This window comes from Halioxenophilus aromaticivorans (assembly GCF_042850945.1).
In the GTDB taxonomy this organism is placed as follows: domain Bacteria; phylum Pseudomonadota; class Gammaproteobacteria; order Pseudomonadales; family Cellvibrionaceae; genus Halioxenophilus; species Halioxenophilus aromaticivorans.
In genome coordinates this window covers 4,039,643-4,053,543 of the sequence record NZ_AP031496.1, presented here as the reverse complement: position 1 = coordinate 4,053,543, position 13,901 = coordinate 4,039,643, and the positions used below count along the sequence as shown (strand labels likewise).

Annotated in this window: 12 protein-coding genes; 10 read left to right on the top strand and 2 right to left on the bottom strand. The window is 51.7% G+C overall.

What is annotated here, in order from left to right; genetic code table 11:
• Positions 1–54: 54 nt before the first annotated feature.
• The 9 genes from ACGHM3_RS17380 (at position 55) to ACGHM3_RS17340 (ending at position 9,734) form a co-directional block, all read left to right on the top strand.
• Positions 55–1,128: a hypothetical protein gene (locus ACGHM3_RS17380; protein WP_345425689.1), complete on the top strand. Its 1,074-nt coding sequence runs from the start codon at positions 55–57 to the stop codon at positions 1,126–1,128.
• Between the two features lie 226 nt (positions 1,129–1,354).
• The gene (locus ACGHM3_RS17375) at positions 1,355–1,729 is read left to right on the top strand and encodes an OB-fold domain-containing protein (RefSeq protein ID WP_345425686.1); all 375 of its coding nucleotides are present in this window, start codon (positions 1,355–1,357) and stop codon (positions 1,727–1,729) included.
• A 106-nt stretch (positions 1,730–1,835) separates the two neighbouring features.
• Positions 1,836–2,609 carry an SDR family NAD(P)-dependent oxidoreductase gene (locus tag ACGHM3_RS17370; RefSeq protein ID WP_345425682.1) on the top strand — a complete coding sequence of 258 codons (774 nt, stop codon included), beginning with the start codon at positions 1,836–1,838 and terminating at the stop codon, positions 2,607–2,609.
• 9 nt (positions 2,610–2,618) lie between these two features.
• Complete coding sequence (locus ACGHM3_RS17365; RefSeq protein WP_345425679.1) at positions 2,619–3,740, top strand: acyl-CoA dehydrogenase family protein; 1,122 nt, start codon at positions 2,619–2,621, stop codon at positions 3,738–3,740.
• The gene (locus ACGHM3_RS17360; protein WP_345425676.1) at positions 3,733–4,923 is read left to right on the top strand and encodes an acyl-CoA dehydrogenase family protein; all 1,191 of its coding nucleotides are present in this window, start codon (positions 3,733–3,735) and stop codon (positions 4,921–4,923) included. The genes ACGHM3_RS17365 and ACGHM3_RS17360 overlap by 8 nt, the downstream gene beginning before the upstream one ends.
• Before the next feature lie 72 nt (positions 4,924–4,995).
• Positions 4,996–6,231: a CaiB/BaiF CoA-transferase family protein gene (locus ACGHM3_RS17355; protein ID WP_345425673.1), complete on the top strand. Its 1,236-nt coding sequence runs from the start codon at positions 4,996–4,998 to the stop codon at positions 6,229–6,231.
• Positions 6,231–7,385, top strand: a complete 1,155-nt coding sequence (locus ACGHM3_RS17350; RefSeq protein ID WP_345425670.1) for an acyl-CoA dehydrogenase family protein — start codon at positions 6,231–6,233, stop codon at positions 7,383–7,385. The genes ACGHM3_RS17355 and ACGHM3_RS17350 overlap by 1 nt, the downstream gene beginning before the upstream one ends.
• 27 nt (positions 7,386–7,412) lie before the next feature.
• Positions 7,413–8,441 carry an acyl-CoA dehydrogenase family protein gene (locus tag ACGHM3_RS17345; RefSeq protein WP_345425667.1) on the top strand — a complete coding sequence of 343 codons (1,029 nt, stop codon included), beginning with the start codon at positions 7,413–7,415 and terminating at the stop codon, positions 8,439–8,441.
• Positions 8,442–8,495: 54 nt separating this feature from the next.
• Positions 8,496–9,734, top strand: coding sequence for an acetyl-CoA C-acetyltransferase (locus ACGHM3_RS17340; RefSeq protein ID WP_390517322.1), 1,239 nt, complete (start codon positions 8,496–8,498; stop codon positions 9,732–9,734).
• Between the two features lie 68 nt (positions 9,735–9,802).
• On the opposite strand, the gene ACGHM3_RS17335 is transcribed toward ACGHM3_RS17340, so the two are convergent.
• Complete coding sequence (locus ACGHM3_RS17335; RefSeq protein ID WP_345425661.1) at positions 9,803–10,564, bottom strand: TetR/AcrR family transcriptional regulator; 762 nt, start codon at positions 10,562–10,564, stop codon at positions 9,803–9,805.
• A gap of 153 nt (positions 10,565–10,717) precedes the next feature.
• Here ACGHM3_RS17335 and ACGHM3_RS17330 point away from each other — a divergent pair, with 153 nt between their 5' ends.
• Positions 10,718–12,196 carry an aldehyde dehydrogenase family protein gene (locus ACGHM3_RS17330; protein ID WP_345425658.1) on the top strand — a complete coding sequence of 493 codons (1,479 nt, stop codon included), beginning with the start codon at positions 10,718–10,720 and terminating at the stop codon, positions 12,194–12,196.
• Positions 12,197–12,247: 51 nt separating this feature from the next.
• Here ACGHM3_RS17330 and ACGHM3_RS17325 read toward each other — a convergent pair whose 3' ends face one another.
• Positions 12,248–13,867: a GMC family oxidoreductase N-terminal domain-containing protein gene (locus ACGHM3_RS17325; RefSeq protein WP_345425655.1), complete on the bottom strand. Its 1,620-nt coding sequence runs from the start codon at positions 13,865–13,867 to the stop codon at positions 12,248–12,250.
• Positions 13,868–13,901: the final 34 nt, after the last annotated feature.

The window sequence follows — 13,901 nt, the reverse complement described above, 5'->3', positions numbered from 1 at the left end:
GTGGGCTTTCCTTTTGAATAATCTATAACAACCAAATGGTGTGGAGAATTAATTGTGTCAGAAATAACCCCAATAACTAACGTGACTTTGGACGAGCAACTGAGCTTTAGTGAAAAGCTACCTAAGGGAATGGCGTATTTGGAAAACAACGGCTTTATGATTATGGGGGAGACCGAGGAGGGGGATGAAGTCTCTTTTGTATCTTGCATCATGCGCGTTGGCGGTGGCAAAGATGGCCCCTGGCAAGTGGACGACGCGTTTAAAGGCCAAACGACGTTATTAATCGCACCCCACGATTTACCCAAGGGCATGAACGATACGCCGTTTGTGGGCAATCGAACCTGGGCAACCGATGATTGGACCCCCGCCAAAATTGAGAAAACCGATGAGGCCGTAACCTGGACGTTGGGTAATCGTCAGCATATCTGTCGGCCTCCGTACTGGCAGATTAAGGGTGAGCACATGGGTATAGAGTTCGACCTTTTGCTCACCGGAATTGGTGAAGCGGCCTATCATAAGGGCCCATACGATAAACTGGAGGCGAACAATATTGCCGGCTTTGAGCATCCTTTGTGTGCTGAAGGTACGATTAAGTACGAAGGTAAAACGTATACGCTGCGCAAAGATAAGTCGTTCGGTTGTCAGGAAAAGTTTACCCAACCAGCGTTTGACTTGGCCGGAGTGTTGCGTGGCGAAACCTACTATTGGGTATGGTGGGCCAGCGAGCGTGTAAGAATTTTCATTTACTCTTATCCGCAAATGAACAAAAGCTACGCGCACGTAACGGTGGACGGCGAAGATGTCTCTTTTATGAATAATGGCCAGGCCGATATAAAAATGGACGAATTGGAATACTGGGTTGATCCGCAAACTCGGCTTCGAGTCCCGATTAAATGGCATTTTTCGATGAAGCACGCTAACGGTGATATTGATATGGATATTGAGGCGGCTTCGCGTACCTACTACAGCTACCTCACCAAATCGGGGGCGACTATGCATTACGGCCTGCACTCGCACAGCGAAGGCTCTATGAAGCTGGCTGATGGCCGAGTGATTCCTTTGCAAGATATGCGCTCTTATGTCGAGCATGGCTGGACGGCGATTCCGTTAACGGCCGCAGCAGAATAGACGTCTCGTTTAGCGTTGTTATTTAGCCTGTGCCTTGCTGGTCACGGGCTATTTTCGTTGCAGGGATAATTATTCAATCTACCGAGTTCGATAAGGTGGCGGGGCCATTCAGGTTGGCTTTGCGGCTTGACGCGATAGGTGTGCCCAAATAAACTAACAAAATGTTAGTTATTGGTGTGGGCTAGCGCTCCCAATAAGCAACAGTATTTTTCGTCAGGAGTACACCATGCCAGCTATCCATCCCGATGTTGAGTTCAAACAATTTCTCGAACAGCAGCGTTTTATGATTCAGTGCAGCGCCAGCAGTAAGCGTTATGTTTTCTATCCCAGAGTGATTGCTCCTGGTACAGGAGTGGATGATCTTGAGTGGGTGGAAGCCAGTGGGCTTGGTACTGTTTATTCCACTACCGTAGTGCGTTGTAAGCCACCCAAGACAGACTATAACGTTGCGCTGATTGATCTTAAAGAAGGGCCGCGAATGATGAGCCGTGTTGAAGGGATTGAGCCAGACAAGGTCGTCATTGGGATGCCGGTTAAGGCCAGAATTGCAGACGATTCCGAAGTGGGTTTGCACATCGTTTTTGATCCGCTCGATATCTGACAACGTAGGCTGCGTGCACGAGCACCTTAATACATTACGGCTAACATACTATCAGCTGTCGAGCCTGCTAAGGTGATCGGGCGGCGAGTTTCTTGCAGGAGTGATTATGAATAACCCCATGTCCTTAGAAGGTAAAACCATTTTAATCACTGGAGCCGGCCAGGGTATCGGTTTGGCAATCAGTAAAACGGCTCTATCGCAGGGCGCTGCTGTCGTGGCTGTAGACCTTAACCGTGACACGCTAGAAGCGGCAGCCGCTGAATTGGGCAATCAATTTTTACCCGTTGTGGGGAATGTAACCGACCCAGAATTCGCCACAGCTGCGGTAGCGCAAGGGGTTGAATCCTTTGGTGCGATTCACGGGTTGGTCAACAATGCCGGCGTTACTCGACCGGCGATGATCGACAAAATGACCCAGGCTCAGTGGAGTCTGGTGATGGATGTTAACGTCAGTGGCCCAATGTATTTTATTCAGGCGGTAGGGCGGCACATGCTCGCACGTGCGAAAGACGGCGATAAAAACCCGGGGGCAATCGTTAATATTTCTTCTGATGCCGGGCGTCGAGGCAGTATGGGTCAAATTAACTATGCCTCCGCTAAGTCTGCGCTATTTGGTATGACGATGACGGCTGCCAGAGAGTGGGCGCGGTTTGGTATTCGCTCCAATGCCGTTTGCTTTGGTGTAGTAGAAACACCGATGACTGAAACGGTTCGCACCGACGAGCGATTTGCGGAAAATTACAAAGCACAGATCCCCATGGGGCGTTGGTCGTCACCCGAAGAAGTGGCGGTTCCTGTTTGTTTTATGCTTTCGGAAGGGGCTTCTTACATCACCGGGCAGGTGTTATCTGTCAACGGTGGTTTCACGATCGCAGTGTGAGCGTTTGACATGAGTGACGAAATTTTCAGTATGTTGCGTGACAGCGCAGAGGATTTTCTATCGGCCCAAGTACACAACGATTCGCAAACGGGGCGCATTGGTACGCCGGTGCTACGTGACCGCAAACTTTGGGCGGCCATAGCCGAGCTTGGTTGGTTGGGGGTGGCTTTACCAGAATCCCATAGCGGCATGGGGATGTCCGTCGACGCAGCCGCAGTACTGTGCGAAGTGTTTGGGCGCAAACTGTTTGCTGAACCCTATATTGCCGGTGCACTCATGCCTTCGGCGGTGCTTGCTGAATCAACCGAGCCTGTGGCGTTCGAACTCGCTGAAGGTCTGGTGTGCGGAAACCGCTATCTAACCTTGGCTTGGCAGGAGCAGGCCGGAGAAGCGGATAGTGCCACCTATGCCACACGTTGGGACGGCGCAACAATAACCGGCCGCAAACGTTTTGTAAGTGCTTTGGAAGACGACGGTATTGTCTTAGTCGCCGCAGAGAGTAACGAAGGTACAGTGATTGTCGCTTTGGCGGTCGAGGCTGCCGGCGTGCGTTATCAGCGATTGGCGACGGCCCAGGGGCACTACGCGGATATCCAGTTAGACGGCGCTGTTCCAATGGCACCTCCTTTATTAGTAGGGGCGGTGGCCGATGCGGCTATTATGCGTGCGGTGGCATGGGCTCGCGTAGCCGCTTCGGCGCAATTATCAGGCATTGCTCGCGGCTGCTTATTGGCCACCACCGATTACGTCTCGCAACGCACACAATTTAATCGCACGCTCAGCGCGTTTCAGTCCGTTTCACATCGCTGTGCCGACATGCTGGTGGGGGTGGAATTGTCCGATGCTGTGTGGCGGTTTGCTGCAGCCGAAGTCAGTGTTGCTAAACAACCTGAAAGCTTGGCTTGTGTGTATGCGGCGAAAGCGCGATCCGGTGATGTCGCCCTAACGACTGGGCGTACGGCCGTGCAGTTGCATGGCGCGATGGGTTTTACGGAGGAATGTGCTATCGGTCTGTACCTGCGAGCCGCGATGCAATACAGCAGTTGGTTGGGTGCCCCAGCGGCCATGCGACGTCTTTTTCTGGCCCGTAGTGGTCAGCGTGATCTGTTAATGGAGGCCTGCAATGACTGACTCAAACTGGTCGAGTCGCCACGACGATCGGAATCAGCTAAGCGATGAAGAATTTCGGCAACAATTGCGACTATTTTTACAGGCGAATTTTCCACGAGAATGGCGACAGGATTTTCATCGGCCATTTCGCCGTTTACGTGGCCCAGAGCAAAAGCAGTGGTTGCGTATTTTAAACGATAACGGTTGGCGTGCGCCGGCTTGGCCTCGTCATTTTGGCGGTATGGGTTTATCGTTTCGCAAACAATTAATTTATCACGAAGAATTGGAACATGCGGGGGTTGCGCGGGTTATTGATTTGGGTGATTCCCAGTTGGGGCCGACGCTGATTTTGTTGGGCAATGAACAACAACAACAGCTTTACTTGCCAAAAATATTGAATTGCGAACACATTTGGTGCCAGGGCTATTCGGAACCCAACGCCGGATCTGACCTGGCCAGCCTACGTTGCTCTGCCGTGCTGCAAGGCGATGATTTTGTCGTTAACGGGCAAAAAATCTGGACGACCCATGCCAACGACGCGACTCATATTTTCACGTTGGTTCGCACCGGAAAATTTGAGAAAAAACAGCAGGGCATTAGCTTTCTCTTAATCGACCTTAACACACCAGGCATTACGATTCGTCCGATTAATAATTTAGCGGGAGAAGATGAGTTCTGTGAGGTGTTTTTTGATGATGTACCGGTGCCGAAAACCAATTTGGTGGGGGAGATTGATCAGGGGTGGCGTGTTGCCAAATCACTGTTGGGCTACGAGCGTGTGTGGATTGGCAGCCCGGCATTGGTATCCAAAGCTCTTGAGTTGTCACGCCAATTGATCGAGTTGCGAGAGTTAGACGTTGATTGTGGCGCGCGTGATCGTTATGCCGAATTGTGTGCTGATCTCCACGATTACAAGCTTTTATACACTCGTATTTGTAATCAAATTTCAGACAGTGGGCGTGAGCCTGGGCCTGAGGTTTCCATGTTAAAACTGTACGCGTCTGAACTGTTGCAACGGGTAACTGAGTTTAATGTTCAAGCGGCGGCGGAGTGGGGCGGCGTAGTGGGTGATACGGTCATTGGCGATACGCTAACAGACTTACACTGGCAGTATATGATGGCTCGCCCAGTGACAATTTTTGCAGGAGCCAACGAGGTGCAGCGGGATATTCTTGCGAAAGCTGTTTTGCGATTACCAACCTAGGTTCGGCGCTTGGTATTGCTCTCGTGCAGTGTGTATACGCCACTTTATTGAAACCATATTGAGTAGAACGTCATGAGTAAAAAGTCAGGCCCGCTGAGCGGTTTACGCGTATTGGATATGACACGAGTAGTAGCCGGCCCGTACGCAGGTCAAATTCTGGGCGATTTAGGAGCCGAAGTCGTTAAGGTCGAACGCAAAGGCGAAGGCGACGATTGCCGTCGTGTTGGCCCTCCGTGGTTGAAGCAAGATGATGGCACTGATCGCGTTGGCGATTCGACTTATTTTCAAGCGGTAAACCGTAATAAGCGGTCGATCGCTGTTGATTTTTCCCAACCAGAAGGTGCAGCGTTGCTGCGTCAATTGGCCTCTAAAGCGGATATATTGTTGGAAAACTACCGCACCGGAACTTTAGATAAATACGGTTTGGGTTATGAGCAATTACGCTCGGTAAACCCCGGTTTAATTTATTGTTCGGTCACAGGCTTTGGTCAGACAGGCCCCTATGCTCATCGGTCCGGCTACGATTATTTGGTGCAAGCGATGGCTGGGTTAATGTCTGTTACCGGGCATCACGACGGTGTTGCCGGCGATGGCCCAATGCGTGTGGGCGTGCCTATTGCTGATATTACAGCGGGTTTGTTTGCCACCATCGGCGTGTTGTCGGCGGTTAACCATCGTCACAGTACTGGACAAGGGCAGCAGGTGGATGTGTCTCTGTTCGAGGCGCAATTATCAGCCATGCTGAATACTTTCTCTGGTTGGTTTAATGGCAATGTCGCCCTGGGGCGTACTGGTAATGACCACCCCAGTGCTGCGCCCTATGGCGTGTTTGAGGTGGACGATGGTCACATTCTAATTGCGACGTTCAACGATCGAGAATTTGGCCGTCTTGCCGAGGTATTGGGGCATGCCGAGTGGGCAGACGACGAACGCTACGCGACCATGGGCGCGCGCGTTGCTCACCGAGAAGACCTGCGGCAATTGGTCACCCGCGCGCTTAAAGGTAAAGGAAAAGATGAGTGGGTAAAGATCATGAACGACGGTACGGTTTCCTGTGGACCGATTAATGAAATGGCCGATCTGGCTCAAGACCCTCAGGTACTGGCCCGACAACTCATTGTCAGTCAGCAACACCCCGTGGTGGGTGAGGTGAAAAGCGCAGCCAGCCCCATGCGTTTTAGCGAGACTCCGGCAAGCTATCGATTACCGCCACCGCAGATAGGAGAACATACTTCGGAGGTACTGCGCGAATGGTTGGCTCAGGACGATACTCAGATTGAACAATTGCGTCATCAGGGAGCCATTTAATGAACTCCTCCCCATTTCGCTTTCCGCCATTTGTAATACCCGACCAATGTCAGGCGTTGAGAGAAGAGGTAAGGGCGTTTTTGGCCGATTACAGCAATACCTGGAGTGGTTGGGACGTTGGTCACTCTTGGACTGGGTTTGATCGAGCGTTTAGCCGGGCAGTGGCCCAGCGGGGCTGGATTGGGATGACTTGGCCCAAAGCCTACGGGGGGCATGAGCGCAGTGTGGTAGAGCGCTATGTAGTGGTTGAAGAAATGCTGGCAGCGGGCGCACCGGTTGGCGCCCACTGGGTGGCGGATCGCCAAAGTGGCCCCTTGATTTTACGCGTAGGTACTGAAGCGCAAAGGCAAAAGTTGATTCCAAAAATAGCCGCTGGAGAATCGGCTTTTTGTATTGGTCTGTCAGAGCCGGACAGTGGCTCAGATCTCGCCTCGTTGCGTTCGCGTGCGGAAAAAATCGACGGGGGGTGGCGTTTGAACGGTCGTAAGATATGGACCACTTACGCAAATGAATGCGATTTTATGATTGGTTTATTTCGCTCCAGTGGTTCTCCTGAGCAAAAACACAAAGGTTTGTCTCAGTTTTTAATTGACTTGCAAAGCAGCGGGATAGAAATCAACCCCATACAAGACATGACGGGCGAATCACATTTTAATGAGATTGTGTTCGATAACGTTTCGATTGCTGATGAAGACTTAGTGGGCGAGGAGGGCGATGGCTGGGCACAGGTCAATGCCGAATTAACCTTCGAGCGCAGCGGCCCGGATCGCTATCTGAGTTCGTTTCCTTTGTTACCGGCCACCGTGAGCGCCCTGACCGACGACACCAATGATCGTCTGGCGGCACGAAAAATAGGGCAGGCGTTCGCAGAAATTACCGTGCTAAGAGAGATGTCTTTGTCAATTTTAAGTCAGCTAAGTGAAGGTAAAACGCCGTTACAAGAGGCCGCTGTTACCAAGTTGTTGGGGACAACAATGGAACAACGCCTGCCGGAAATGACACGTGAATTATTGGATAACTCGCCGTTGATCGGCGATGACCATTTATCACAGTTACAAGGGTATTTAACACAGTCCGTTCCCAGTTTTTCGTTGCGTGGCGGTACCAATGAAATCATGTGCGGCATTATCGCCAGAGGGCTCGGCCTGCGCTGAACCCCAATCAAACAGGACGAATTGTAAATGAGCCAAGAGACGCACATAGGAACCCTTCTGGCTGATCAGCTGGATAAATTATTCACTCGACAAGTCGACCCTGCAAAACTGGTGGCCATTGAGGCGGGTTTGCCGATCATTGATATATGGTCTGCTGTTGAACAGCAGGGGGCTGCTTTGGCTCTGGCCGGCGGAGATATTGGCGCGGGACTCAGTTGGCAAGAGACCTTGCCCATGTTGCGTACGTTAGGTTGGCACGGCGCGCCGGTACCTTTGGCAGAAACCCTCATCGGCGCCAGTGCTCTGACTGCGGTTGGTTTGGATTTACCGGAAGGGCCCATTGCGATCAGTACCGCTGAGTTTGAATTGGACGATCACAATCGGATTACCGGAGAGGACCAACTGGTAGCCTGGTTGCCACAGTGCAATGCACTGGTTGGTCAGTCACATCGGAACACGGAGCGATGTCTTTTTGTTGTCGCCACCGGAGACTTACGTCTTCGGCAGGCGGATTCGTTGGCTCGTATTCCATCAGCTTCACTGACGCTGCAACACCAGCCCGTCACGGCCTGTGCGGCTCTACAGGGCCAGGATATAGTGGCCGACCTTGCGATTGTTCGTGCGGCTATGATCAGCGGCATTTTAGATCGAGTGCTCGCATTGACGGTGGATTATGCCAATACTCGCCAACAATTTGGTCGCACTATTGGTAAGTTTCAGGCCATTCAGCATCACGTTGCCAACATCGCCATGCAAACAGCGCAGGCGCAAGCAGCCGTTATTTTTGCTTGTCAGCAGCGCGATTGTACTAACGCCTCGCACGCGGCCGCGGTGGCAAAAATTTGTACCGGTGGCGCTGCCACAGTTTCGGCCAGCGCCGCCCATCAGGTACTGGGTGCCATCGGTATCACGCAAGAGCATGAGTTGCACCTGTTAACGCGACGTTTATGGCAATGGCGCGCAGAAGCGGGCAGTGACCATTACTGGGCTGAACGCTTAGGGCGTAATGTAATAAACGCAGGCGGCCCGGCTTTGTGGCCATTGATCGCTGGATAGCCCATTAAGTGCGACTTCTGAGCGTCATCGCGCTACAAAACACCATTAGGAACCATGATGAACGAAGCCTGGATAATAGACGCCTGTCGTTCTCCCAGAGGGATTGGCAAACAGGGTAAGGGCGGCCTCGCGGGCCTGCATCCGCAGCATTTATCAGCCGCGATACTGACGGCTCTGGCTGCGCGCAGTGGTGTGGATAGCGCCGAGATAGATGATGTAATTTGGGGGACGAATTCACAAATCGGACTGCAAAGTGGAGATCTGGGGCGCCTGTCTGCTTTGGCGGCGGGCTATGCACCGACCTGTGGCGGAATTACGATTAACCGATTCTGTGGTTCGGGTTTGTCGGCAGTAAATTTCGCGGCGGCGAGTATTCGCGCGGGTTTTGAACAGCTCCTGGTCGCCGGTGGTACAGAGATGATGTCGCTGTTTCCGAGCTTTAGTAAAAGCCAATCCCCCTTCGTTGATCGGGGCAACCTTGAATTACGCGCGCTTCACCCGATGACTCATCAAGGGATTGCGGCCGACGTTATCGCTACATTGGATGGTATCGGTCGTGATAGCCTAGACCAGTTGGCATTTATCAGTCAGCAACGTGCCGCAGTGGCGATACAAAACCGGTATTTTGATCAATCCCTAGTGTCGATATACAACGCTGAAGGAGAGTTACTGCTGGCGCGTGATGAGAATCCGCGGCCACAAACCAGTCGAGAAAGCCTGGCTCAGCTTGACCCGGCTTTTGCGGCTATGGCGGATCATCCTATGGATGAATCAGGCACCACGGCAAGGTGTTTGGTGCAACAGCGATACCCTGGGTTGGAAATGAATTTCGTTCATCACGCGGGGAACTCATCCGGTGTTGTGGATGGTTCGGCGGCGCTTTTGCTGGCCGCCTCTGATTTCGCCCGGGCGCATGGCCTTACACCGCGGGCGCGGGTAATCGCTGTGGCCAACGCTGGCGACAGTCCCAGTTTGATGTTAACCGCGCCGGGGCCGGCCATTGAAAAAGTATTGGCCCAAGCTGGGCTGTGTGTTGCGGATATCGATTTGTTTGAAATCAACGAAGCCTTCGCGGTTGTGGTGGAGAAGTGCGTTCGTGACCTAGAACTGGATTACAACAAAGTCAATGTTAACGGCGGGGCAATTGCTTTGGGGCACCCAATTGGAGCCACCGGGGCGATGTTAATCGGTACAGTATTGGATGAATTAGAGCGGCGGGGCTTACATCGAGGCTTAGTGACGATGTGCACCGCTGCCGGTATGGCGCCCGCCATTATCATTGAGCGGATATAAATAGGTGCTAGGCCCCGCGCATTGATTGAGTCCCAAACGAATTGTTCGGGTGAGACCGAGATTGGAGCTTAGGTAAGCCCCCGTACGCTGTTTTCGCTTTTACGATTATCGTTTTCGCGCTTTGACGGTTGGGGTGCGCGTTGGTCGCAGGCGCTGGGTATGGCGGTGTCTTCCTCTTTGTACATTAGGGACTCGTTAAGAATCCATAATCCGGTTTTTACCAAGTAGCGTGAAAAGTGGGGTTCGTAGATCTTGTTTGGGTAAAACGCTAACGCCGTAAAATATTGACTTTGCATCCCATGTAATGCAAATACGGTGGCGTCTCTTAGGCTTTCTAGTGTCGCTTCTGGGTATTCTTTGTGTGCTAAAGGCACAAAGATATCCTCGACAAACTTTATTACGCCGTAGTCTTCGCCATACATTTTTCCAATATCAAAATACGTGCTGTAACGTTCGTGAAAGGACGAATGCAAACGGCGTAATCTGTCGTGGGCTTTTACACTGAGTGTAATCATGGTTTCTAGAAGTGATTCCAGGCTGTTATTACAACGCTCATCGACGGCGGTTAAGCGCAGTAAATCCTGATCGATCATTCGGTGGCATTCACGCTGATAAAGCGCCGCTACGATGGCTTCAAGATTGGGGAAGTATTGGTATATGGACCCTTTGCCGGCACCGGAAATTTTTTCCAATAACGTCAGTGTGAGTGCTTCCTCTCCGTAGTCGGTCAGAATCCGTAGACACGCATCTAAAATTGCGCTAACCATGTGCTGTGAACGGCTCTGTTTGGGCGCTTTGCGTGGTTTGGGAGGCGGATGTTGGTTAGGCATAGGTTGAAGTCCAAAGTGCTTTGCTGGCCACCCGGTTATTGGCGTTGGCTACCGGCGTAGGCCAAAATGCGACCCAAAGTCGTTTTTAAAATGGTGCGAACGCGATTATGGTATAGCGGCTGTGACCATATATAAAAAAAGAGGCGATGCACCATGGAAAGTTTTCTTCGTAATCAGTTGTTTGTCAATGGGCAATGGGTTAATGATCATTCGTTATTGCGCCAGGAGGTCATCAATCCCGCTGATGAATCTGTTATCGGCGAAGTTCCCATCGCCGGCGAAAATGAAGTGGAATTAGCGATTGCCAGTGCACGGCAAGCGTTCGATAGTGGCCTATGGTCACAGCGATCGCGCATGAGCCGTGTCGAATCGTTACGAAAATTTCATCAATATTTAATGTCCCAACGCGATCGCATTATTGCTTTGTGCGTTGCTGAATGTGGTGCGACTCAGATGATTGCGGCGGCGCTACATTTTGATACCAGTATGAAGCATGCGCACAATCTACTTGAAGAGGCGCTGCGACTGGAGCCAGAATCCGTTCCTATGGAACTGTCACAAGCCATGGATGGTACGACGGTGCTGGGTGGTGGGCAACTTGTTTACGAGCCGGTCGGTGTGGTGTCGGCTATTACCGCGTACAACTTTCCCTTTTTCCTCAATATTGTCAAAGTGTTTCATGGGTTGGTAACCGGCAATACGGTGATTTTAAAGCCCTCACCCTACACGCCATTGCAAGCGCTGGTGCTGGGCGAAGCGGCCGAACACAGTGAGTTGCCCGCGGGCGTGTTGAATATCATCAATGGTGATCTTTGGTTGGCAGAGCGGATCACTACAGATGCCCGTATCGATATGGTTAGCTTTACTGGCTCGGATGTAGTCGGTGCGAAAATTATGAGCCAAGCATCCGCAACGTTAAAACGCTTGCATATGGAGCTGGGTGGCAAATCGGCTTTGATTATAAGGCGCGATGCCGATTTGCAAAAAGCAGCACAGGCCGGGTTGATGAGCTTTACGTTGCAGGCTGGTCAGGGCTGTGCGCTCACGACCCGTCACCTCGTGCACAACGATGCGCGCGCGCAATACGTTGCGATGTTACAACAAATGTCTGCCCACATTAAGGTGGGTAATCCGCAACAGCCCGATGTCACGATGGGGCCGTTAATTAGAGAGACTGCCGCGCAACGCGTTGAGCAATACATAGCCGCAGGCATCGATAGTGGAGCAACGCTGGTGTTTGGCGGTGATCGCCCGAGTGATTTGGCTACAGGCTTTTATGTTAATCCAACGTTATTCGATAATGTCGACAACCAATCGCTTATTGCTCAAGAAGAAATTTTCGGGCCAGTAGGTGTTGTGATTGGTTTCGATAGTGACGATGAAGCAGTGGAGTTGGCAAATGAGTCAAATTTTGGGCTGGGCGGAATGATTTATTCCCAGGATGTTGGGCAAGCGTATCGCATGGCATTGCAATTGCGGACCGGCGGTGTCTCTATCAACGGTGGCGCTGGCACGATGTTATCTTCGGCGCCTTTTGGTGGTTATAAACGATCTGGTTTTGGTCGGGAATTAGGCCGTCACGGACTGCTGGATTTTTGTCAAACCAAAAGCATTAGCTTTCACGCTGGTTGATCCCAAAGCGTGCACTCGGTTCATTGAACCGGGTGCCTACCCTATTCAAAATTACCGAGCGTCTGCCAGAATCAGGCTGGACGCAAAGCGTGCTACGGCCATGGTTGGCGCATTGGTGTTACCCGATGGTAAGCGCGGAAAAATCGACGTATCCACGACCCGTAAACCCTCCACACCGCATACCTTAGTGCGAGTATCCACCACTGCACCTGGATCACTGCCCATTCGGCAAGTACCGGCTACATGATAAGCCGTGCCACCATAGTTTTGGTAGTAGGCCAATAACTGTTCATCGCTGGTGGCGTTGACACCAGGGTTGAGTTCTTCCTCGATATGATCAGCCAGTGCAGATTGTTGGGCAATACTTCGGATTTGACGTAGCAGCGCGACGGCGGTCTTTTTATCGTCTTCAGTATTCAGAAAATTAGCCAGGATTTTTGGCGCCACTTGGGGTTGCGCTGACTGTAACCGTAAATGGCCTCTCGAGGTTGGGTGTAAGGGGTAGCCACCGATGGTGATCCCTGGAAACTTATCGGGTTGTGGGGGGAATGTTTGAGGAATCAGTGAATAGAGACCCACACCGATCTGGCAGTCGGGCTTTGTAATATTGGGTTGGCTGCGGCTATACGCGATCAGTTCGTGCGCGGCGTGGCTGAAGGGGCCTTTGTGCGTTAATAGGTACCGGCACAGGCTCTTGATTAATCCAACACCCTGGAAGGCTTTGTTCAGGCTGCCTTTACGGACCCGAAATCGAGTGTGAATATAAAAATGCTCTTGCAGATTTTGGCCAACTTCAGGCGCATGTTGTACGAGCGGGATTTTCAGGTCGGTTAAATGCGCGCGATCACCAATGCCCGATAGCATTAACAGTTTCGGTGATTCAATGGCCCCGGCTGACAGGATGATGTCGCGGCGACTTTCTTTACGGATAATATTGCCGTTGTGTTTCAGTTCTACACCGATCGCGCGGTTTTCGTTGAACAGTATTTTTTGCACGGTAGTATCGTGCATTACGGTTAAATTATGCCGATGCATTGCCGGTTTTAAAAATGCCTTCGCCGCACTGCAGCGCTTACCCTGGAAGATTGTTCTGGGTTGATAACCTGCGCCGCCGTTGTCATTGGTATCGTCCGTGGTGGTAATACCGTTGTCTGCCATAGCGTGTAAAATGGCATCACTTAGGTGCCGGACGGCTTGACCGTTATCGTTTTTAGGGTGCACCGTGATGCGCAATGGGCCGTCGGCGCCGCGTTCATTGTTGCTACCAAGTTCATGTTGTTCGTGGGCCATAAAGTGCGGTCGTAGATTGTGCCAATTCCAACCGTTGCACCCTAGGGTTTCCCACTGGTCGTAGTCATGGGCAAACCCCCTGGCGTACACCATACCGTTAATGCTACTGGAGCCACCCAGAACACGGCCTTTTAGCCAGGTTTCTTTATTGTTATCGCCACGCGTGAATTGGGCGAGCCCTTTGTCGACGTCATATTGCCAAACGTAAGGGCTTTCCGGATGCAGTATTTTTCCGATCCCCCGGGGCATAGTAAGCAGAAAGCTGTCGTCTTTGGGCCCGCTCTCAATCACTAACACTTGGTGTTTACCGGTTTCACTGAGGGCGTCTGCCAGCACACATCCTGCCGAGCCGGCGCCAACAATAATGTAGTCGTAGATCATACTTGAGCCTTTATTTTTATAACGTCTTGGGCGT